19 protein-coding genes are annotated in these 21,301 nt (G+C 65.2%); 11 read left to right on the top strand and 8 right to left on the bottom strand.

Translation table 11 applies throughout. From position 1 onward, the window contains the following. Positions 1-148: 148 nt before the first annotated feature. A complete protein-coding gene (locus B5F89_RS02630; RefSeq protein WP_087430261.1) occupies positions 149-1,177 on the top strand; it encodes a 3-deoxy-7-phosphoheptulonate synthase in 1,029 nt (342 codons plus the stop codon). Here the strand turns inward: B5F89_RS02630 and B5F89_RS02625 are convergent. After that, positions 1,174-1,836: a TetR/AcrR family transcriptional regulator gene (locus B5F89_RS02625; protein ID WP_158098401.1), complete on the bottom strand. Its 663-nt coding sequence runs from the start codon at positions 1,834-1,836 to the stop codon at positions 1,174-1,176. The genes B5F89_RS02630 and B5F89_RS02625 overlap by 4 nt on opposite strands. Positions 1,837-1,975: 139 nt before the next feature. Here B5F89_RS02625 and B5F89_RS02620 point away from each other — a divergent pair, with 139 nt between their 5' ends. Together B5F89_RS02620 and B5F89_RS02615 are read left to right on the top strand one after the other, a co-directional pair. After that, positions 1,976-4,537: a YhgE/Pip domain-containing protein gene (locus B5F89_RS02620; RefSeq protein ID WP_087430259.1), complete on the top strand. Its 2,562-nt coding sequence runs from the start codon at positions 1,976-1,978 to the stop codon at positions 4,535-4,537. After that, the gene (locus tag B5F89_RS02615; protein ID WP_087430258.1) at positions 4,534-6,762 is read left to right on the top strand and encodes a YhgE/Pip domain-containing protein; all 2,229 of its coding nucleotides are present in this window, start codon (positions 4,534-4,536) and stop codon (positions 6,760-6,762) included. Before B5F89_RS02620 ends, B5F89_RS02615 begins: the two co-directional genes overlap by 4 nt. A gap of 32 nt (positions 6,763-6,794) precedes the next feature. On the opposite strand, the gene B5F89_RS02610 is transcribed toward B5F89_RS02615, so the two are convergent. The 4 genes from B5F89_RS02610 to B5F89_RS02595 form a co-directional block, all read right to left on the bottom strand. Next, positions 6,795-7,415, bottom strand: a complete 621-nt coding sequence (locus tag B5F89_RS02610) for a YdcF family protein (protein WP_087430257.1) — start codon at positions 7,413-7,415, stop codon at positions 6,795-6,797. A gap of 14 nt (positions 7,416-7,429) precedes the next feature. After that, complete coding sequence (locus tag B5F89_RS02605) at positions 7,430-8,815, bottom strand: alpha-amylase family glycosyl hydrolase (RefSeq protein ID WP_087430256.1); 1,386 nt, start codon at positions 8,813-8,815, stop codon at positions 7,430-7,432. Positions 8,816-8,876: 61 nt separating this feature from the next. Further along, positions 8,877-9,899: a CorA family divalent cation transporter gene (locus tag B5F89_RS02600; protein ID WP_087430255.1), complete on the bottom strand. Its 1,023-nt coding sequence runs from the start codon at positions 9,897-9,899 to the stop codon at positions 8,877-8,879. A gap of 58 nt (positions 9,900-9,957) precedes the next feature. Next, positions 9,958-10,863 carry an alpha/beta hydrolase gene (locus tag B5F89_RS02595; protein WP_087430254.1) on the bottom strand — a complete coding sequence of 302 codons (906 nt, stop codon included), beginning with the start codon at positions 10,861-10,863 and terminating at the stop codon, positions 9,958-9,960. A gap of 244 nt (positions 10,864-11,107) precedes the next feature. Between B5F89_RS02595 and B5F89_RS02590 the strand changes: the two genes are divergently transcribed. The 3 genes from B5F89_RS02590 (at position 11,108) to B5F89_RS02580 (ending at position 13,727) form a co-directional block, all read left to right on the top strand. Continuing rightward, positions 11,108-11,437, top strand: coding sequence for a metalloregulator ArsR/SmtB family transcription factor (locus tag B5F89_RS02590; RefSeq protein ID WP_087430253.1), 330 nt, complete (start codon positions 11,108-11,110; stop codon positions 11,435-11,437). Positions 11,438-11,477: 40 nt separating this feature from the next. Further along, the gene (locus B5F89_RS02585) at positions 11,478-11,696 is read left to right on the top strand and encodes a cation transporter (RefSeq protein ID WP_087430252.1); all 219 of its coding nucleotides are present in this window, start codon (positions 11,478-11,480) and stop codon (positions 11,694-11,696) included. Positions 11,697-11,822: 126 nt separating this feature from the next. Continuing rightward, complete coding sequence (locus B5F89_RS02580) at positions 11,823-13,727, top strand: heavy metal translocating P-type ATPase (protein ID WP_087430251.1); 1,905 nt, start codon at positions 11,823-11,825, stop codon at positions 13,725-13,727. Positions 13,728-13,849: 122 nt separating this feature from the next. On the opposite strand, the gene B5F89_RS02575 is transcribed toward B5F89_RS02580, so the two are convergent. Continuing rightward, positions 13,850-14,317, bottom strand: coding sequence for a YbaK/EbsC family protein (locus B5F89_RS02575; RefSeq protein ID WP_087430250.1), 468 nt, complete (start codon positions 14,315-14,317; stop codon positions 13,850-13,852). Positions 14,318-14,462: 145 nt separating this feature from the next. On the opposite strand from B5F89_RS02575, the gene upp reads away from it, so the two are divergent. Further along, complete coding sequence (gene upp, locus B5F89_RS02570) at positions 14,463-15,110, top strand: uracil phosphoribosyltransferase (RefSeq protein ID WP_087430249.1); 648 nt, start codon at positions 14,463-14,465, stop codon at positions 15,108-15,110. 56 nt (positions 15,111-15,166) lie between these two features. Next, positions 15,167-15,694, top strand: coding sequence for a hypothetical protein (locus B5F89_RS02565; protein ID WP_087430248.1), 528 nt, complete (start codon positions 15,167-15,169; stop codon positions 15,692-15,694). On the opposite strand, the gene B5F89_RS02560 is transcribed toward B5F89_RS02565, so the two are convergent. Then, positions 15,695-16,180 carry an S-ribosylhomocysteine lyase gene (locus tag B5F89_RS02560; protein ID WP_087430247.1) on the bottom strand — a complete coding sequence of 162 codons (486 nt, stop codon included), beginning with the start codon at positions 16,178-16,180 and terminating at the stop codon, positions 15,695-15,697. Positions 16,181-16,318: 138 nt separating this feature from the next. Here B5F89_RS02560 and B5F89_RS02555 point away from each other — a divergent pair, with 138 nt between their 5' ends. Together B5F89_RS02555 and B5F89_RS02550 are read left to right on the top strand one after the other, a co-directional pair. After that, on the top strand, positions 16,319-17,392 hold the full coding sequence (locus B5F89_RS02555; protein WP_087430246.1) for an acyltransferase family protein: 1,074 nt from the start codon (positions 16,319-16,321) through the stop codon (positions 17,390-17,392). A 118-nt stretch (positions 17,393-17,510) separates the two neighbouring features. Further along, positions 17,511-18,176, top strand: coding sequence for a DedA family protein (locus B5F89_RS02550; protein ID WP_087430245.1), 666 nt, complete (start codon positions 17,511-17,513; stop codon positions 18,174-18,176). Between the two features lie 258 nt (positions 18,177-18,434). On the opposite strand, the gene B5F89_RS02545 is transcribed toward B5F89_RS02550, so the two are convergent. Next, complete coding sequence (locus B5F89_RS02545) at positions 18,435-19,205, bottom strand: Cof-type HAD-IIB family hydrolase (RefSeq protein WP_087430244.1); 771 nt, start codon at positions 19,203-19,205, stop codon at positions 18,435-18,437. 150 nt (positions 19,206-19,355) lie between these two features. Here B5F89_RS02545 and B5F89_RS02540 point away from each other — a divergent pair, with 150 nt between their 5' ends. Further along, positions 19,356-21,224: an ABC-F family ATP-binding cassette domain-containing protein gene (locus B5F89_RS02540; protein WP_087430243.1), complete on the top strand. Its 1,869-nt coding sequence runs from the start codon at positions 19,356-19,358 to the stop codon at positions 21,222-21,224. Positions 21,225-21,301: the final 77 nt, after the last annotated feature.

The raw sequence follows: 21,301 nt of genomic DNA, 5'->3' as shown, positions 1-21,301 counted from the left end.
ATTGAGCGCACAAAACGACCCCGTCCCCAAACGCCACACGCGGCACGTGAAAACAAACGGTTACGGACCGCGCGTCTCACATGCGGGAGCGCGGCCTTTTGTTAGCATCTCCCCCATCGCACGAGTCCGACCGAACAAAGGAACCACCATGTCGATGAAGTTCAAGCGCCTGCTTCCCATCCCCAAGGACATCCGCGAGGAGATGCCGCTCTCCCCGGAGATAACGGCCAAGAAGGCCGCGTTCGACGCCGAGGTAGCGCGCATCTTCACCGGCGAGGACCCGCGCAAGGTCCTCATCATCGGCCCGTGCTCGGCAGATCGCGAGGACTCGGTTCTCGACTACATGGAGCGCCTCGCCGCCATCGCTGAGGAGGTGCGCGAGAAGATCGTTATCATCCCGCGCGTCTACACCAACAAGCCCCGCACCAAGGGCACGGGCTACAAGGGGCTTCTGCACAACCCCGACCCCGAGGCGCCGGACGATCTGCTCGAGGGCGTGAAAGCCATCCGCCGCATGCACCTGCGCGTCATCGAGGAGACGGGCATGTTCACCGCCGACGAGATGCTCTACCCCACCAACTTTCAGTACCTCATCGACCTTCTGTCCTACGTTGCCGTGGGTGCGCGCTCGGTCGAGAACCAGGAGCACCGCCTCGTCGCCTCCGGCGTGTCGGTACCTGTCGGCATGAAGAACCCCACCGCTGGATCCACGAGCGTCATGCTGAACTCCATCTACGCCGCCCAGGCGGAGCAGGCGTTCATCTACCGCAACTGGGAGGTCGAGACGCCGGGCAACCCGCTCACCCATGCGGTGCTCCGCGGCTACATCGGCCTCGACGGGCGTACCTACCCCAACTACCACTACGAGCATCTCGAGCGACTCGCCCAAAACTACACGGCGGACAAGTACGCCAACCCCGCCGTTATCGTGGACTGCAACCACGACAACTCCGGCAAGCGCCCGCTCGAGCAGCTTCGCATCTGCAAGGAGGTGCTCGACTCCTGCCGCCGCAACGATGCGATTCGAGGCCTGGTGAAGGGCTTTATGGTGGAGAGCTACCTCGAGGACGGCAACCAGGCGGTCGATGGCGGCGTCTGGGGCAAGTCGATCACCGACCCGTGCCTCGGTTGGGCAAAGACCGCGCAGCTCATCCTGGACCTCGCCGACCGCGCTTAAGACACGCCCGACCGCTCGGACATCAAGGCACTACCTGCGGCCTCGTCGCCATCGCCCAGCGCGATGCCGGCGAGGCCGCGCTCGGTAAGCGCACAGGCAAGCGAAACGACCTCGTCGATAGCGCGCGCATCACCGTCTTCCAGCCAGTCGCGCATGAGCGCGAGCATACCGCCCAGAACGAAGGCGAGGGCGGGCTCGCGGATATCGTCTGCGATGATGCCCGCAATGAGGCCGCGGTCCACGATCTGGCGCTCAAAGGGCGCGCGCAGGCGTTCGTAAAGCACCTCGGTGGGAACGTGCTCGAAAAATCCGCGCTCGCGCGCCATGTTCGCACTGAGGTTGCCCGCAAGCGCGTGGAAGAAGGCGCGCAGCATCTCGGGAGCGGCGTCGGTGCGGCCGTTCGCGGCGCAGGTACGCTCCACCTCATCGAGCACGCGCGCGGCAAAGTCCCAGGCGATAGCGTCCAACAACCCGGAGATGCTCCCATAGTGCTGATAAAACGTCTTACGGTCGACGTCTGCGCGCTGCGCGATTGCGCTCACGGTAATCTTGTCGAGCGGGCGCTCGGCAAGCAGCTGCTCAAACGCTTGGACAATGGCACGACGACTCCGCACCACGCGCCGGTCCTGCCTTATGGCGCCCCCTGCATCTGCACTCATCCGCATATCGCGTTCCTTTGTCCCATAATCCCCAAGTGGGGTCACTCCATTGCATAGACACCGTTAATTATTCCACAAGTGTTGTTTAATCTCTCTTTGGGTATTATCGCTGCCGAATCCTCATGAGAAGGGCAGCATCGTGCAAACCGTCTTCCATATCTTTCTGCGGGACCTCAAACGCATCCTCACAAATCCTGTCGCCATCGTCATCACCCTTGGGGTCTGCATCATCCCCTCGCTCTATGCGTGGACGAACATCCTCGCCAACTGGGACCCCTACGAGAACACCGCGACGGTGCCTATAGCCGTCGTCATTACGGACGAGGGGGCGGACGTCCCGGGGATGGGCGAGATGAACGCCGGCGCGATGGTGCGCGACCGCTTGAAGGAGAACCACCAACTCGGTTGGACCTTCGTAGATGATGAGGAAACAGCCAAGTACGACCTTTCAGCCGGGAAGTACTACGCCGCCTTTATCATCCCGCGCGACTTCACCCAGCGCCTCGCAGGCGTGCTTGAGGGCACGCCGGAGCCCGCGCACATCGACTACCTGGTCAACGAGAAGCTCAACGCCGTCGCGCCCAAGGTAACCGACACGGGCGCCACCACGCTTGAGAATGAGATCGCAAGCCAGTTTGTCTCCGTGGCGGGCGGCGCGGTGACCGAAAAACTCAAAGGGGCAGTCAACACGGCAGCTGACGAGGCGGACGACGCCAGGGGAACGGTCGAGCAGAGCCTCACGCAGAGCGCCTCGCTGCTGCGCGACCTTGCGGGCACGCTCGACAAGACCTCTGACACCATCGGAGCCTCACGCACGGCGGTCGCAGCGGCACGCGAAACAACGGGCGAGCTCGCCGGCACCGCATCCAACCTCAAAACCACGCTCTCAGGCGCCCTCGACGATCTGGGCCAAACCCGCTCCGCCGTACAAAGCACCGCGGGCTCACTCGCCGCGGCGCTCGGGAACGGCTCGGCGGCCATCGCGCGCATCTCGTCGACCGCTGCCTATGACATAGGCGAGCTTGCCGGAGACGCGGGTGCGGCGCAAGGGCAGGTTGACCGCGCTCTCGCGGAGCTTCGCGGCACGCTTACCACCCTCGAGAACCTGCTGCAGGCGCTCAAGAACGCCCGCGACGACGTGAAGGCGGCGGGCGCGGGCACCCAGGGAGGCCTCGGCGAGAAACTCGATGCGAGCATCGCCCAGCTGGACACCTTTATCAATACGCTTAAGGGCGAACTCGACCGACTCCAGGGCATCTCGGATAACCTCAAGGAGTCCGCCGACAGCGTGCGCGACCTTTCTACCACGGTCTCGGACGCCATCGGCACCGCGACCTCTGAGCTCGCTGGTTTGCAATCGAGCCTGCTTACCGACACGGCGCCCGCGCTCGCCTCCGGGCTTGACGCCTTTGCCGATGCGGGCGGCGACGTCGCAGGCGCGGCGGAGACGGTCTCCGCCCTGCTTTCCCAGGCGAACGGCACGCTCGAGGTGCTCGACGGGATGCTCGACGAGGCCAGCGGTGCGGTGGGCACCACCTCGGAGACGGTGGAAAGCGCTGCAGACGATATGGACCGGCTCGCCGCAGAGCTCGCCGCGCTCGGGTCGGTTCGAGACGCCGACGCCGTCGCGGACATCCTCAAGCTCGACCCTGCGACGGTGGGCACCTATGCCTCCTCACCTGTCAAGATGGCCGATGAGGCGGTCTTCCCCGTTGCTAACTACGGCTCCGGCGTCGCCCCCTTCTACACCAACCTCGCGCTTTGGGTCGGAGGGTTCGTACTCGTTGCAATCTACAAGCTCGAGGTGGACCCTGAGGGCATAGGGGTCATCGCCCCTTGGCAGAGCTTTCTCGGCAGGTGGCTTCTGCTCGCCGCACTCGGCCAGGTGCAGGCGCTCATCTGCTGCATCGGCGACATCGTACTCGGCATCCAATGCGTAGCGCCTGCTGCGTTTGTCTTTGCGGGCATGGTGGCGTCCGCTGTCTACGTGCTGTTCGTCTACGCCCTCGCGGTTGCGTTCAAGCACATCGGCAAGGCGCTCGCCGTGCTTATCGTGGTGCTCCAGATCCCCGGAGCATCCGGACTCTACCCCATTCAGATGCAACCCGGCTTTTTCCGCGCGCTCGGACCGTTGCTGCCCTTCACGTACGGCATCAACGCCATGCGCGAGGCGGTCGCCGGCTTCTACGACGGCTACTACCTCAAAAACCTCGCTATGTTGCTCGTCTTCATCATCCCCTCCGCAATCATTGGCATCGGCATCCGCCGCTACCTCCTCTCCGTAAACACCCTCTTTGACCGGCGCCTCGCCGCAACCGACCTCATGGTGGCAGAGCGCGAGGCCGCGGGCGCCGCCACAGCGCGCCCCATCGTCCTCGCCCGCGCGCTCCTCTCCTCCCCCGACCGCAGAAGCGCCGTACTCGCACGCACCCGACGGTTCCGCACAAGCTATCCCACACTCGTGCGCCGCGGACTTGTCGCGCTCGTTGCCGTTCCCCTAGCGCTCCTCGGCCTGCTGTTCATCCTGCCGGCTAAGTTTGCCCTCCTCATGTGCTGGATCGTCTCGCTCGTGGCGCTCTCGACCTACCTCATCGTTATCGAGTACCTAAAGGACCGCGCTGACGCCGTCGTCGCCGTCGCAGATAGTGAGAGAACACATGCCTTGGGTGCACACGCCCGGAAGGGAGGCGATGCTCGATGAAGGCCATTTGGCGCATCATCCGCCACGACGCACGCCAGGCGTCGCAAAACGCCATCATGCTCGTAGTTGTAATCGGCATGATCGTGGTGCCGTCGTTTTACGCCTGGTTCAACATCGCGGGGAGCTGGGACCCGTACGGCAACACGAAGAACCTCGAGGTCGCCGTCGCCAACAACGACCGCGGCTATGAGGGCGAGCTCGTACCGGTAAAGCTCGACTTGGGAGACCGCATCGTGGACCGGCTGCGCGCCTCAGAGAATATCGGGTATGTCACCACCACGGAGGAGGATGCGCGCGAGGGCGTGCGGTCGGGCGCCTACTACGCCGCCCTCATCATCCCCGAGGATTTCTCCGAGCGGCTGCTCACCGGCTTTTCCGCCGGCGCGGACGCCGCCGAGGTCACCTTCCTGCAGAACCAGAAGGCGAACGCCATCGCCGAGATTGTGACGGACAAGGCGGCAAACGCCGTGCGCGCCGACATCGACCAGAGCTTTGCCGCCGCCGTGACCGATGTGGGCGCGGGCGCACTCGACGAGCTTTCGAGCGCACTCGACGATAACGAGGTCGCCTCGGTCGCGGGCAGCCTCGACCAGGCCGTGGTGAGCGCTGGGGCGGCCCTGCGCGGCGCCGCGGGAGACGCCCGCTCCTATGCGGGGCTGCTCTCGTCCTGCGCGCAGCTGCTCGGCTCAGGCGGGGATGCGCTCGATGCCGCCGGAGACCCCGCCCTTACCGCCGCGCAGGCGCTCGACGGCACCGCAGCGGGCGTGCGCGACGTTGCGGACGCGCTCGCAGGCGCATCGAGCGCACTTGACGACGCCCTCGATGCCGGATCGTCTGCCATGGGCGACGTGTCCGCTGCCATCGATCGTGCCTTTACCGCCGCAGGTGCCCAGACAAAGGACCTCACCAGCGCGCTTACCCAGGCAAAGGCTATCGTGGACGAGGAGGCGGCGCAGGTGGGCGAGCTCTCCTCAGCACTCGACGCGCAAATCGCGCTTGCCCGCGAGCTTGCGGGCAAGGCGGAGGCGGGAAGCGCGCTTGCCGGCGCACTCAACCGCGTTGTGGGCGACCTCGAGAGCGTGAAGGCGCGCGTCGAGGGACTTAGCACCGAGCTCAGCGAGCTCTCCGGCACGCTCGAAAAGACCGCAGGCGACCTCGCGCAGGGGGCGACAGACGCGAGCACGGCGCACGAGGAGCTCGACGGCCTTGTCAGCGATGCCGCAGGCGGGCTCTCCGCACTCAGAGGCACGGCGACCCAAAACGCCATCTCATCCTTAGACGCCCTCGCCGCCGAGATCGACCGCGGAGCCACCGATGCGCAGACCCTCGCACAAAGCCTGAGCGCAACACTTGACGCTGTAGACAACGCCGCCACGTCTGCGTCCGATGCCGTCGCGGATGGCTCGAGCACGCTCACAAGCACGGCAGACGCCCTTGAGGCGGCGGCAGCGCAGCTGGACGAGCTACACGGACGCCTCTCGGACGCTCTTGCCTCTGAGGACGTCTCCCAAATCCGCCAGATCCTCTCCGCCGGACCGAGCAAGCTCGCCGCCTTCATGGCGTCCCCGGTTGTGCTCGATCGCACCGCGGTCTTTCCCGTCGAGAACAACGGGTCCGCCATGGCGCCGTTCTATACCACGCTCGCCATCTGGATCGGCGGCGTGGTCCTCGCGGCGCTTACCAAGATCGCGCCGAGCAGCAAAACCCGTACGGCGGCGGGCGCCTCGATCGGGCAGGCGTATGTGGGCCGCCTCGCCTTCTTCGCCGCCATCGGCCTCGCCCAAGCGTCGCTCATCTGCGCCGGCGACCTCTACTACCTTGGCGTGCAGTGCGCGCATCCGCTCCTGTTCTTTGCAACAGGCTGGCTCGCGTCGTTTGTCTTCGTGAACATCATCTTCGCGCTCACCGCGGCGTTTGGCGATGTGGGCAAGGCCATCGCCGTCGTGCTCATGGTCATCCAAGTCGCCGGTTCGGGCGGCACCTTCCCGCCCCAGATGCTCCCGGAGGCCTTCCAGGTCATCTACCGGTGGCTCCCCTTCGTGCACGCCGAGGACGCCTTCCGCGCGGCGATGTTTGGCATCTACGGAGGCGACTACGGACTCGCGATGGGCAGGCTCGCGGCTTACCTTGTTCCCGCTCTTGTCCTGGGCCTTATCCTGCGCCGGCACCTCGCCCGTGCGAACGGTTGGATCGAGCGCAGGCTCGAGGACACCCGCGTCATGTGAGTGCCCCAGAGCGCCCCGAGTACGCGCGCCCGCTACATACCAAAAAGCAGGTAGCCCAGGTAGAGCACCGTCTCACGCGCGATGAAGGGGAACTGTGTGGCAAGCGTTTGGTAGCGCGACGTTGGCGTGGGCGAGCTCGCCGCGTCGATTCCGGCATCGCACGCCATGCGGACCGAGCGGAGCATATGCGGAGGGTCGCTCACCACCAGCGCACTCTCAAGGTTGTACCGACGCATAATCTGGGCGGCGTTTGCGATGTTCTCGCTCGTGATGCGCGACGCCTCCTCGGTGAGGATGGCATCGGCGGGCACGCCGCGGGCAAGCGCGTAGCGACGCGCCGCCTCGGCCTCGCTGAGCTCGTCCTCTGGGCTTCTCGCGCCCGTGAAGATGATGGTGTCCACCATCCCCTCCCGATAGAGGCCGATCGCATGGTCGATGCGCGCGGCAAAGACCGGTGTGGGTTCGTCGCCCACAACCGCCGCACCGAGCACGATGGCCGTATCCGCCGGCCGCGTCTCGTCGACCATCCCAAACGCCCCGATGCGCACTGCCGTCACCAGAAAGACGGCAAGCACAAGCGCCGCCACCGCCGCGGCGGCAAGAAGGACGCGCCGGGCAAGACCTCGGCTCGAGATTGTGCTCTTTCCCGCCACGACCGCGCGCCCCGCTAGCGCTGAAGCAGGTAGCGGACCTCGTAGGGCTCGAGGTGGAGCGTGCCCGCGAGCTCGACGTCCTCGCCCGTAAGCAGATCGCAAAACGCACCCGCAAGCTCGCCTGCCGAGAAATCGAACGGCTCGGCCACGGCGTTTACCGCCACAAGGACTCGCTCGGCGGGACCCTCGGCAGACGCCTCGACCGCGCGCTCAAAGAGCAGCTGCTTGTTTTGGATCTGCACGTTCCGGTAGGCGCCGTAGCAAAGCGCCCGGGCGCCCGCACCTGCCGTGCGCGCCTGCACCAGTTGCTCGATATAGCCCGTAAGGTCGTTAGGCTCCGGGTGCTCGAAAGCGGGGCGAAGCGCCCAGTCGTCTCCGCCACCCTTGGTTCCCGTGGCACCCCACTCGCTGCCGTAGTAGAGGCACGGAATTCCCGGCATGCCAAAGAGCAAGCCGTAGGCGGGGCGGATGCACGCCGGGTCACTCAAGATGGACGCCAGACGCGTGACGTCGTGGTTGTCCGCAAAACTCAGCAGATGGAGCCCTCGGTAGATGCACCAGGGGTCGCCACCAAACTGGCGGTGCAGCGAATGGGCGATCTCAAACATGTTCTGGCTGTTGAAGCTCGAGTAGAGCCCCTTGTAGCACTCGTAGTTGGTGCAGGAGTCGAGCATGTCGGCGTTCACGAGCTGGCTGTAATCGCCATGAAGCGTCTCGCCGATGAGGACAAAGGTCACATCCCCCGCATGCTCGCCCGCAACGGGCGCGGCAGCGGGCATCTCGCCCGAGAGCTCACGGGCGACGCCGTGCAGACGGCGCAGGAAATCATGGTCGAGCGAGTAGGCCACATCGAGCCTGAGGCCGTCGATTGCAAACTCCCGGCGCCACGCGCGCACCACGTCGAGCAGGTAATCGACGACTGCAGGGTTTTTGAGGTTCAGCTTCACGAGGTCGTACACGCCCTCCCAGCCCTCGTACCAGAAACCGTCGCCAAACGCGGAGTCTCCGTCGAAGTTCAGGCAGAACCAGTCCTTATAGGGCGAGTCCCAGCGCCGCTCGCGCACATCGCGAAACGCCCAGAAGTCGCGCCCCACATGGTTAAAGACCGCATCGAGCACGACGCGGATACCGCGCGCGTGCAGCTCACGCACCACCTCGGAGAGGTCCTCGTTCGTACCGAGTCGGCAGTCGACGCGCGTGAGGTCGCGCGTGTCGTACCCGTGGACCGAGGACTCGAAGACCGGGTTCAGAAGGACGGCACCGACCCCGAGCTCTTCAAGGTAGTCCGCCCATTCCGCCACACGCCGGATACGCGGTACCACCACGCCGTCGTTCTCGTGCGGCGCACCGCAGAACCCCAAGGGAAAAATCTGGTAGAAGACGCTCTCGAAAGCCCACATAACGCAGCTCCTGTCCATGTTGACAAATCGTCATCTTGAACAGTATACCGCCTTAGGTGGCCTACGCGTCCTCCCCGTGGCGGGCCGCACCTGTGCCGGTCGTGCGCTTTGCGCGTCGCCGTGCCCCGTGAGCGTCACGGCGCACGCGTCCGCCAAAACTCAACCAGCCCTGGCGATGGAAGAACGCGATCTCGAGAGCAACGATCGCCGCGCACACCGCAACGACCGCGATATAGCCCCAGGGCACATCGAACAGCGCCATGTGCGGGAAGTTCATACCGTACCAGCCGGTGATAAAGGTAAGCGGCATGGCGATGGTCGTCACCACGGTGAGCCACTGCATAACGTTGTTCTGCCGGATATCGATGCTCTCCTGATAGAGCGCCTGAACCTGCAGGCAGTAGTCCTGCAGCGCCTCCAGGCGCGTGGAGAGGCGCTCCACCTGCCGTGCGAGCGCGGCGAGGCGCGGGCGCACGGCGGGATCGATAAGCCCTTCGCCCTCGTCGGCTAGCTCGCCCAAGATATCGGTAAGCCCTTGGTAGAATCCATCGAGGCCGAGCAGGCGGCGCGCGTCCTCGCGCATGAGCGAGCGGTTCACGCGCTCGCGGCCCTCTAGAATGAGCTCCTCGATGAGCTCGAAGTCCTCGCGCACGCGCGACAGCTTGGCGGGGTGATCGCGCAGAAGCAGCCGCACGAGCGCGACCAGGGCGCCGTGTGCACTTCCCACCGGCGCCTTCTCAGCTTGGAGCTGAGCGAGAAGCTCTGCGCAAGTCGAGCCATCCTCAACTAGCACAAGCTCGCCGGGAAGTACGATGAACGCGAACCGGCGCGCCTCGCGCTGCGGGCGCCGCGCCGTGGGAATGACGACAATGCCCGCCGCGCACGCCGCGTCGCGCTCGATATAGGACACGGCGGCATGCGGCAGCGACTCCAGCACCTCCACGGTAAGGGCGTCGGGAAAGCGCTCCGCCGCTTCCGCCGCGGAGACGAGCGTTACGCGCCCCGCCGCGTTTTGCGACCCAGCCGCCTGTGTGACAGAACCGGCCGCCAACACCTCCGAGCGCACCGACCAAACACGTTCCATGTCACCACCTCCCTGCGACTACCATACCCCGAACACGCCGGCAAATGACTACGCGCCGCTACGCGACGCCTCGGCGCGTGAGGAAAGCGCACGCCAGATCGAACCAGGGGCGCACGACCGCCTGTTCCGCCTCGTTATCCGTGCGCGTGTTGACGTTTGCCATCGAGAGGCCGTGCCCGCCCTGGTCAAAGACGTGCACCTCATGCGGCACGCCGGCGCGCGCCATGGCGGCGGCAAGGTCGTGCACCTGCACGATAGGACAGGTCTTGTCGTCGGCGGTTCCCCACACAAAGGTCGGCGCCATGGTACGGTCGACATGGCTCACCGGGGCAATCTCGGTCAGGCGCTCGTCATCGCCCTCACCGCCCGCGACCGCGCCGAGATAGTCCATCACCAAATCGCGCCCGGTCTTGCCGCCCGTCTTGGGAACGCGCAGGTCGATGCGTGGGTCGCGCAGCTGCTCGTCGCGCACCACGCGCAGATCGAGCAACGGATAGCAAAGCACCGCCGCATCGGGACGGATGGCATCGGGGCGCGCGCCGGCGAGCGCCGCAAAGGGACCGGACTTCCATCCGGCGGCGAGCGCCGCGCAGACAAAGCCGCCCGCTGAGAACCCGATGACGGCCACGCGCTCCGGGTCCACGCGCCAAGCGTCGGCGTTGGCACGCACCGTGGCGACCATCTTGGCAAGATCCGCCTCGGGATGGGGATAGGACACGTCGCCCGTTGAGGTTGTCACGTAGTCGAGCACAAACACCTGGTAGCCCCGGTCGAGAAACGCAAGCGCTACCGGCTCCTTCTCGTGCGACACCACGTGGTGAAATCCCCCGCCACCGCAGACCACCATGGCCGGACGCTTGGCGTCGGGTGCCGAGGTGAGCGCATCAGCCAAGTAGGCTCTATAGGTTGCAGGGTGCTCGGGCGTGGGCTCCTCGCCCCAGAGGGCATGCTCCTCGATGATCATAGCTGCTCCGTTTCTACCGACGATGAGGCGCCGGTGCGTTTTGCGATCTTCGCCTGTTATCCTACCGCATCGCTCCGACAACGAGCGGCGCGTATATTGCGCCGGGCTCCGGCGCCGTTCGCGGAAAACGGACACCTTTCGGAGAATTCGCATAAGAATCTCTTGACATATGAGCATACGTTCATATACTCATACTCAGATATATGAACACTTGTTCATACGTTAAAGAGTCGAAGGGAGCACCATGACTGCCGACGCCGAAACCTCCCCTGTCGCAGACGAGCCCTGCCTGCCCGACGAGGAGCTGCTCTACGACCTTGCCGACCTGTTCAAGGTCTTTTCCGACACCACCCGCATCAAGATTCTCTACGCGCTGTTTGACCAGCCGCGCGCCGTGGGCGATATCGCTGAGACCATCGGCGCCACGCAAAGCGCCGTCAGCCATCAGCTGCGCATCCTAAAGCAGGCGAGGCTCGTGCGCTTCGACCGCGACGGCCGCAGCATCATCTACTCACTTGCCGACGACCACGTCCACACCATGCTCGCCCAGGGCATGAACCACATCTGCGAGTAACAGCCACGCCCCAAAGGGCACCGAGGGAAAGGAACCCACCATGCGCAAGTCATTCAAACTCGACGAGATCGATTGCGCCAACTGCGCGCAGAAGCTCGAGGACGCCCTCAACAAGATCGACGGCGTCGAGAGCGCCCGCGTCAACTTCCTAACGCAAAAGCTCACGCTCACCGCCGCGGATGACGCGTTTGACGAGGTGCTCGAGAAGGTCGTCGCCCTCACCAGCAAGATCGAACCCGATTGCGAGATTGTCCGGTAAAAGCACGCGCGCGGGGCGTCCGCCATTTCTCGTCGCGAGTTCCGCAGCGCGAAGCGCGAGGACTGTTTGAGCAGCGAGAAATGGTGGGCGCCCCGCCGCAGGTTCGTCACAAACTAAGGAACCATCATGAACAAGAAGCAAATCAAATGGCGCAACCGCATCCTTATCGCCATCGCTCTCTTCTTCGCCGTCATGGTCACCGAGAAGACGGGCGCACTCGGGACCCTCTTTGGCGAGGCGGAGGTCTACGCCGCCTTTGCGCTCTACTTTGTGGCGTTCCTTATCGCCGGCCACGACGTCCTCGTAAAGGCGTGGAATAACATCCGGCGCGGGGACCCCTTTGACGAGGCCTTCCTTATGACGGTCGCGACTCTCGGCGCCTTTGCGACGATCCTCTTCCCCGAGACGGAGCCGCAGTCTGCTGAGGGCTGCGCGGTCATGCTCTTCTACCAGGTGGGCGAGCTCTTTCAGAGCTATGCCGTGGGCAAGAGCCGCAAGTCCATCGCCGATATGATGGACATCGCGCCCGATTACGCCAACATCGAGCAAGATGGCGAGCTTGTAGAGGTCGATCCGGACGAGGTCGCCGTGGGCGACGTCATCGTCGTCAAACCCGGCGAGCGCGTACCCATCGACGGCATCGTCGTAGAGGGCGTGAGCCAGCTCGACACCGCTGCGCTCACGGGCGAGAGCGTGCCGCGCCACGTGGAGGTGGGCGCAGACGTCATCTCCGGCTGCATCAACATGACGGGGCTTCTGCACGTCAAGACCACCAAGCCCTTCGGCGAGTCGACCGTGTCGCGCATCTTGGAGCTCGTGGAGAACGCGAGCGAGAAGAAGGCCAAGACCGAGAACTTCATCACGCGCTTCGCCCGCGTCTACACCCCCATCGTCACCATCTCTGCCGTGGTGCTCGCCATTGTACCGCCGCTCCTTGGGCTCGGCCCTTGGACCGACTGGGTGCTCCGCGGCCTCACGTTCCTTGTGGTCTCCTGCCCCTGCGCGCTCGTAATCTCGGTCCCGCTCAGCTTCTTCGGTGGCATCGGCGCCGCATCGCGCGAGGGCATCCTCGTCAAGGGCTCCAACTACCTCGAGCTTCTGTCCCACGTGGACACCGTGGTCTTTGACAAGACGGGAACCCTCACCTCGGGCACGTTCAACGTGGTCGCCGTGCACCCCGAGTCGGGCGTCGACGCCGATTACGTGCTCTCCATGGCGGCATATGCCGAGGCGTTCTCGGACCACCCCATCGCTGTGAGCGTGCGCGCCGCCTATTCAGGCGAGATCGACCAGGCGCGCATCACCGAGGCGCGCGAGGAGTCCGGGCACGGCGTCTCTGCCCGCGTGAACGAGCACGTCGTGGTAGTGGGCAACGACAAGCTCATGCGCGCCCATGGCGCGAACGCTCCCGACTGCGAGCTTACCGGCACCATCCTGCACGTGCTTATCGATAACACCTACGTGGGACACATCGTCATCGCCGACGTGGTGAAAGACGACGCCGCCCAGACCATCAGCGCACTCCACGCGGCGGGCGTCAAACGCTGCGTCATGCTCACCGGGGACCGCGAGGACGTGGCACGCGCCGTGGCCACGAAACTCAACATTGACGAGTTCCACGCCCAGCTCTTACCCGAGGACAAGGTCGCCCAGGTGGAGCGCCTGCTTGCCACCGAGCCCGAGGGCGGCAAGCTCGCCTTTGCGGGAGACGGCATCAACGACGCGCCCGTGCTCATGCGCGCCGACGTTGGCATCGCCATGGGCGCGATGGGCTCGGACGCCGCCATCGAGGCGGCAGACGTGGTCCTCATGGACGACAAACCGTCCAAGATCGCCAAGGCCATGCGCATCGCACGCCGCACCATGGCAATCGTGTGGCAGAACATCGTCTTTGCCATTGGCGTCAAGATCCTCATTCTCGTGCTTGCCGCCTTCGGCCTTGCCAACATGTGGCTCGCCGTCTTTGGCGACGTGGGCGTGGCGATGATTGCGATCCTGAACGCTATGCGCTGCCTGCATATCGAGAAATAAATCGTTCCCAAAGAAGGGCGGGAGGCCCTTCCCCTTGCGCTCAGCTCTGCGAGAAATCGCGCAACGGGAAGGGCCTCCCGCCCTCATGTGCTCGGCACCTATTCTTGCAATTAGAAGTGATTCTACGGCAGCTTGCAGACGTCGATCCATGCGACCGGGTGCGCGTAGCGCTCGAGCTCCTCGAGCGTGAGCCCGATGGCGCTGTTGGCGCTGCCGCAGGCCGGGTAGACTGTGTCAAAGCGGCGCAGGCTCTCGTCCAGGTACACGTCGCAACCGTCGTTCACGGCAAAGGGGCACACCCCACCCACGGCGTGGCCGATGAGCGGCTCCGCCTCCGCGGCCGAGAGCATCTTGGCCTTGGTGTGAAACTGCGCCTTGAACTTGGGGTTGTCGATGCGCGCGTCGCCGGCGGCCACGATGAGAGCCACGCGCTCTCCCACATGAAACGAGAGCGTCTTGGCGATGCGCTCGGGCTCGCAGCCCACGGCTGCTGCCGCCAGCTCCACCGTGGCGCTCGAGGTCTCAAACTCCAAAATGCGCTCCGCTATCCCCTGCTCGGCAAAGTAGGCCCTCACACGCTCGATTGCCATGGCAACCCCTTTCTCAACCAAATCTATCCGTTAGCAGATATAGCAGAACCCACGTGCCCGCGCGTGCGATAATCGGGTACGTAAGCAATCGGTTACCGAGAGGCACCCGGCAACCGCAGGGTCCGCACAGAAGGAGACACGCCTTATGGCCATCAGCTACGACGCATCGCGCGTTACCGTCGTCGACCACCCGCTCGTCCAGCATAAGCTCACCATCATGCGTGACAAGAACACGGGCACCAAGCAGTTCCGCGAGCTCGTGCGCGAGCTGGCTCTCTTTGAGGGTTACGAGGTCACGCGCGACTTCCCGCTCGCCGACCGTGAGGTCGAGACCCCCATCTGCCGCACGGTGGGCAAGGAGATCTCGGGCCGTAAGGTCGCGATCGTCCCCATCCTGCGCGCCGGCCTCGGCATGGTCGACGGTATGCTCGACCTCATCCCGTCCGCCCGCGTGGGCCACATCGGCATGGAGCGCGACGAGACCACGCACGAGCCGCGCGAGTACTACTTCAAGGTCCCGCACGACATCAACGAGCGCACCTCCATCATCGTCGACCCCATGCTCGCCACGGGTGGGTCAGCCATCGACGCCATCCACGCCCTCAAGGCCCGCGGCGCGCGCGACCTCAAGCTCGCCGTCCTTATCGCTGCGCCCGAGGGACTCGCCGCAGTGCTTGCCGACGACCCCGATATCCACATCTATACCTGCGCCATCGACGAGTGCCTGAACGAGAACGCCTACATCGTGCCCGGCCTTGGCGACGCGGGCGACCGCATCTTTGGCACCCTCTAGGCGCTACGTCACCGCGTGGTGCCCGGCGCGCGGCACATTTTCTGACAGGAGCAACTATGAAGCAGCTCATCCTCATTCGCCACGGTAAGCCCGAGCCCACCGGCACCGGTAAGCCCGACGCCCTGCGCGAGCTCACGCCCGCCGGTCGCGCCGCGCTCGCCGCGCCAACCGGTTTTGAGACTACCTTTACCGAGCTTCTGGCCGACGCCGAGGGGGCGGGCCTCGACCTTGCGCCCGAGGGCCAGTCCATCGCCCTGTGGACGAGCCCTGCCGTGCGCGCACACCAGACCGCGGACGAGGCCCGCGGCGCACTCGAGCGGCTCGGCCGCAGCGTGAGCGCCCCTGTTGAACACACCTCGCTCTGGGAGCAGGACGACGCCGCGTTTCTCGCCGAGCTCGCCCAGGCGCAGGCAACAAGCATCGTCGCCTGCGGACACATCCCCTTTATGAACCGCATCTGCACCTGGCTCACCGGCGAGGAGGTCGCCTTCACGCCAGGTGCAGCGGCCCTCATCGTCCTTCCTGACGAGGTGGCTGAGGGCGCAGCGGCCCTCATCTCCTTTATCGACGGTCCCGCCGTCTAGCTACGCGCTATAGGCAAGGTGCGCGTCGTCGATCACCTCAAGCGTCTGCGCGAGGTAGCGGCGCGCCCACCAGCGCGCGGCGGGCAGATTCTGGTCGAGGTAGTTTCCGCACTCCTCGGGCGCGGCGCCGGGGATGTCGCCCTCAAAATCCGCCACAAACTTGAAGAGCCCGCGCACGAGCGGCAACACCTCGCGAGAGGTTACCTCGCCAAAAACTACGAGGTAAAACCCCGTACGACATCCCATGGGACCAAAGTAGACCACGCGCGATGCCCACGCAGGGTCGTTGCGCACATAGGTGGCGCCCAAGTGCTCGATGGTATGCACCTCGGCCGTATTCATCACCGGCTCCCGGTTGGGGGCGACAAGGCGGATGTCAAAGGTCGTTACCACAGCGCCCGTCGCAGGGTCGCGATCGACGCGCGACACGTAGAGACCCGGCTCAAGGGTCAGATGATCGACGGTAAAGCTCGCAATCTTCTCCATGGGCGGTCCTTTCTCGAGTCAGGCGATTCTGGTCCTTGCTATGATAACGACTCGCACGGGAGGGGGCACTGCGAACCCCACCCGGCGCACACAGAAAGCCGACGGACGTTGCGCCGATTACTGGCAAGGGGAGGTCCGATGCAGGGGGAGCAGGCGAGGGCGGACGCGTCACGGGAGCGCATCGCGCTTTTTGACAACCTTAAAGGCGTACTCATCGCGCTCGTGGTCTTTGGGCACGTCATGCACCCCATCCATAACGACAATCCCGCGCTCAGCTGCGCCTTCGATATCATCTACCTCTTCCACATGCCGCTGTTCGTTCTGGTCTCCGGCCTCTTCGCCAAGGGCGCGTGGCGCGACGGCCGGCTCAACCTCAACCGTGTCATCTCGTTTGTCGTGCTCGGCCTCGCCTACCAGGCCGCACTGCTTGCGATAAACGGGGTGCTCCTCTCCCATCCCGGGCGCATGCTGCTCTTCACCTCGGCGCCGTGGTACCTCATCGCCATGAGCTGGTGGTACCTCGCCACGCCCGCTCTCGCCCATCTGGGCCCTAGGAGGGGCATGGCGCTCGCGACCGCGCTCTCCCTTGCTTGGGGCTGCGTCGACCTCTCCGACGGCTTTCTGGCCCTCAGCCGCACGTTCGCCTTCCTTCCATGCTTTGCCTTCGGCTACTACGCGCGCCCACAGAGTATCGAGCTTCTCAAGCAGCGCCCCGCGCTCTGGCTCGCCGTTGCCGCGGCGGGTGCCATCGCACTCGCGCGCGTCCTCGACGCCCATGCCTACGACGCGTTCTTCCCCTTGGTGTACGGCGACAACCCCTACACCGACCTTGCGCTCCTCGATGCGGTCGCACCCGCGGCGCGGCCGCTCGTGGCTCTTGCCGCGGGGTCGCTTCTCAAGCTCCTCACGCTCGCCGTGGCAGCTGTCTTCTCGCTCGCCGTCCTCAAACTCGTTCCGCGCGGCGCGTCGCGCCTCACCGCCCTCGGCCGGCGAACGCTGCCGGTCTACGTGCTCCACCGCCTCATCCGCGCGTGGCTCACCTTCCACACGAGCTTCTACGACATACCGCTGCTCCTCGCTCCCCTCCCGGGGTTTCTTGCCATCCTCGCCCTTAGCGCGGGAATAACGGCGCTCACGGCGCTCAAGCCGCTCGAGCGCCCGTTTACGCTCCTGCTCAAGCACTCCTGGATCGCTCCGCGGGGCGGGTGCTGAGCGCCGACGCTATGCCCATCCGGTGTAAAGCGGCACGGTCCGCGCCCTTTGCGCTACACTTTTCCGAGCTAGCGGCACGTCCGTGCCCACCGATCATCCGCTTTTGCTAAGGAGCCCCATGGACACGCTCTTTTACGATTTCATCAATCAGTTCGGCTACTTCGCCGTGGGCGCCCTCATCTTCATCGAGAACGTCTTCCCGCCCATCCCGAGCGAGGTCATCCTGCCACTCTCGGGCTTTTTCACCACCACGACCGATATGGTACTGCCGCTTGTTATCGCGTCTGCCACGGCGGGCTCGGTGCTCGGCGCCTACATCCTCTACGGCATCGGCTACGTGCTCTCACGCGAACGCCTCATGCGCTTCTTCGAGACGCGCCCCATGCGCCTGCTTGGCTTCAAGGGCACCGACATCGCCAGCGCCGTCGATTGGTTTGACCGCAAGGGCCAGGCGACGGTCCTCATCTGCCGCTGCATCCCCGTCGTGCGCAGCCTCATATCCATCCCCGCCGGCACCGCGCGCATGAACCCGGCAAAGTTCACGCTGTTCACGCTCGTGGGCTCCGCCGTGTGGAACACCATCCTCTGCTCGCTCGGCGCCGCCGCCGGCAGTGCCTGGATGCAGGTCTCCGAGCAGGCCGAGTGGATCTCTGACATCGTGAAGTACGTGATCATTGCGCTCGTTATCATCGTCGCGATCTTCTGGATCGTGAAGCGCATCATCCCCAACCTCAAGCGCGGCAATGGCGAAGACGACGGCCACCGCCCCACGCACCTGAAGTAACCGCCTCCGTGACCGAAGCCCCCTCGCACGCGACTGCGGCGCTCCTCTTTCGGGGCGATCCGGCGCACCCGGTGTCCGCACCCCCGCACGGAGCAGGGCATAGCGCATTTCTGTAGAAGAATCCGTATGTCTCTGACGTTTAGGGGACTCCTTTCGTCAGAAACATACGGATTCTTCCTTGCGTACGCGCGTTGGGGAGACGCCAATCGAAGGCCAATCAAACCACGGCGACGCGAGCACGGAAAGATTTGATCGGCGCTACCCCAGCAGCCCCAGCCGCTCGCAGGCCTTCCAGATGCCGTCGTCGTCCACGTCAGTCGTGACGAGCGAGGCACGGTCCTTGACGACGTCCCAAGCGTTTCCCATCGCCACGCTCGTCCCCACCGCATCGAACATGCTGAGGTCGTTCTCGCCGTCGCCAAAGGCAACGGCCTCCTCGGGAGAGAGCCCGTAGCGCTCAAGCGTTGCCGCGACACCAAAGGCCTTACCACCCTCGCGGGGCACCACGTCGCAGAACAGGTCGGTCCAGCGCGTGGCCGCAACGGAGGCGGTGCGGTCCAATAACACGCGCTCCTCCCCCGTCCCCACAAACGCGCAGAACTGGTAGACCGGCGCATCGAAGGCGCGGTCGATGTCGTCGGGCTCGTACACGAGGTTCGCCTGCTTGGCGGTCGCCTCCACGCGGGGCGTGAGCGCGTTCACAAAGGAGCGCTCGCGCTGGAGGACGAGCACGTCGTAGAGGCCGTCTTTCACCTGGTCCACAATGGTGCGCACGTCCGCCTCGTCGATGGGCAGGCTCCGGTAAACGCCCTCGCCGTCGTAGCAGAGCTGGCCGTTCAGCGTGACGTAAGCGTCAAAACCCTCCTGCAGCTCGCGGGGCAGCTGATAGGTAGGCCGGCCCGATGAGATAACGGTCTTGATGCCCCGCGCGCGCAGGCGCTTGAGCGCCTCGACCGTCGAGGTGGGCATGGTATGGGTCGTAAAACTCAGCAGCGTGCCGTCGATATCAAAAAACGCGGCCTTGATCATGGGGATTCCCTTCGTGCGACGCGGCAGTGCCCGTATGCTCTGCCGCTTGTTACGCGAGCTCAAGTGTACCATGCGCGCAAGTGCCCGCGCGGGCGTTACGCGTCCGCGCGCGTGATAGGATAGTCCCTACCGTAACGGAAAGGACCTTTGATGGCGATCTTACTGGGCTGCGACGGCCTGTCTCTTGACTACCCCACCAAGCAGGTGTTTCGCAATGTCACCCTCGGTGTTTCGGAGGGCGACCGCATAGGCATCGTCGGCAAGAACGGTGACGGCAAGTCAACGCTGCTCGCGCTGCTCGCCGGCACGGTCGAGCCCGACGCGGGACGCGTTACGCACCGGCGCGACGTGCGCGTGGGCCTTCTGGGGCAGCGTGACGCGCTCGATGCCGCCGACACGGTCCATCATGCGGTTGTGGGAGTTACCCCCGAGTACGAATGGGCCGCATCGCCCCGCGTGCGCTCGATCTTGGACGGCCTCATCTCCGACGTGCCCTGGGAGGCCCGTGTGGGCGAGCTCTCGGGCGGCCAGCGCCGCCGTGTGGACCTCGCGCGCCTGCTCATCGGCGACTGGGACGTCCTCATGCTCGACGAGCCCACCAACCATCTTGACATCCGTACCATCAACTGGCTCGCCGGCCACCTGAAGTCGCGCTGGCAACCAGGCGCCGGCGCGCTCCTTCTGGTCACGCACGACCGCTGGTTTCTCGACGAGGTGGCCGAGTCCATGTGGGAGGTTCACGACCAGCGGGTGGAACCGTTTGAGGGCGGCTACTCCGCCTACATCCTGCAGCGCGTGGAGCGCGACCGCCTAGCCGCCGTCGCCGAGGAGCGGCGCCGTAACATGGCGCGCAAGGAGCTCGCGTGGCTCAGCCGCGGGGCGCAAGCGCGCTCGACCAAGCCTAAGTTCCGCGTCGAGGCGGCGCGCGAGCTCATCGCCGACGTGCCCCCGCTGCGCGATGAGCTCGAGCTCAAGCGTCTTGCGGTAGCGCGCCTCGGTAAGCAGGTCATCGACGTAATCGATGTCACCGCAGGCTATCCCGAGGGCTCGGCGGACACCCCGTCGGGCACAGCGGCCACCTCGGGGGCACCCGTGCTTACCGATGTCACCTGGCTCATCGGCGCCGGTGACCGCTTTGGCCTCCTCGGCGAGAACGGCGCGGGCAAGTCGACGTTGATCGACGTCATCCAGGGCAAGCTCGCCCCCCTCTCGGGCCGCGTGAAAATCGGGCAGACGGTGCGCTTTGGCGTGCTCTCACAGCAGCTCGACGAGCTCACCCCCTACCTCGACAGCACGATCCGCGAGGTGCTCTCGACCTACAAACGCAGCTACGTTATCGACGGCAAGGAGACGAGTCCCGAGAAGCTCCTCGAGCGCCTGGGCTTCACCACGCAGCAGCTTTGGAGTCGCATCGGCGACCTCTCCGGCGGACAGCGCCGCCGCCTCATGCTTCTGCTCACCATCCTCTCGGAACCCAACGTCCTTATCCTGGACGAGCCGGGCAACGACCTCGACACCGATATGCTCGCCATCGTGGAGGACCTGCTCGACGGCTGGCCGGGGACGCTCATTCTCGTCACCCACGACCGCTACCTCATGGAGCGTGTGACCGACCAGCAGTACGCCATCATCGACGGGCACCTGCGCCATGTGCCGGGCGGGGTCGACGAGTACCTGCGGCTTGCGGAGGGCGGCCGCGCGTCGCGCCATGCCACCGACGCCGCTGCCGGGGCCGCTACCGGGACCCCATCGCCTGCGGCCGCTTCCCCTAAACACGCGGAGACCAGCGGCCTCACCAATGCGGAGCGCCAGCGCCTGCGCAAAGAGGCCGCATCGCTTGAGCGACGCATCGACACGGCGCGCAAGCGTGCCGAAGAGCTCGAAGCGGCCATGGCCACTATCGACCCCACCGACTATCAGGCGCTCCAAGACCAGCAGGCCAAGATCAGCGAGGCCCGCGCGGCGGTCGACGACCTCGAGACCCAATGGCTCGAGGTCTCCGAGCAACTCGAAGGCTAGCCTGCAGCTCAACCAGACCCAAACAAAACGGGCGACCCGCGTGATACGAATCGCCCGTTTGGAAGGAGACGTGCGCG

It is taken from the genome of Collinsella sp. An307 (assembly GCF_002161805.1).
In the GTDB taxonomy this organism is placed as follows: domain Bacteria; phylum Actinomycetota; class Coriobacteriia; order Coriobacteriales; family Coriobacteriaceae; genus Coprousia.
Note: the sequence above shows the minus strand (reverse complement) of the source record. Positions and strands in the feature narration are given on the sequence as shown.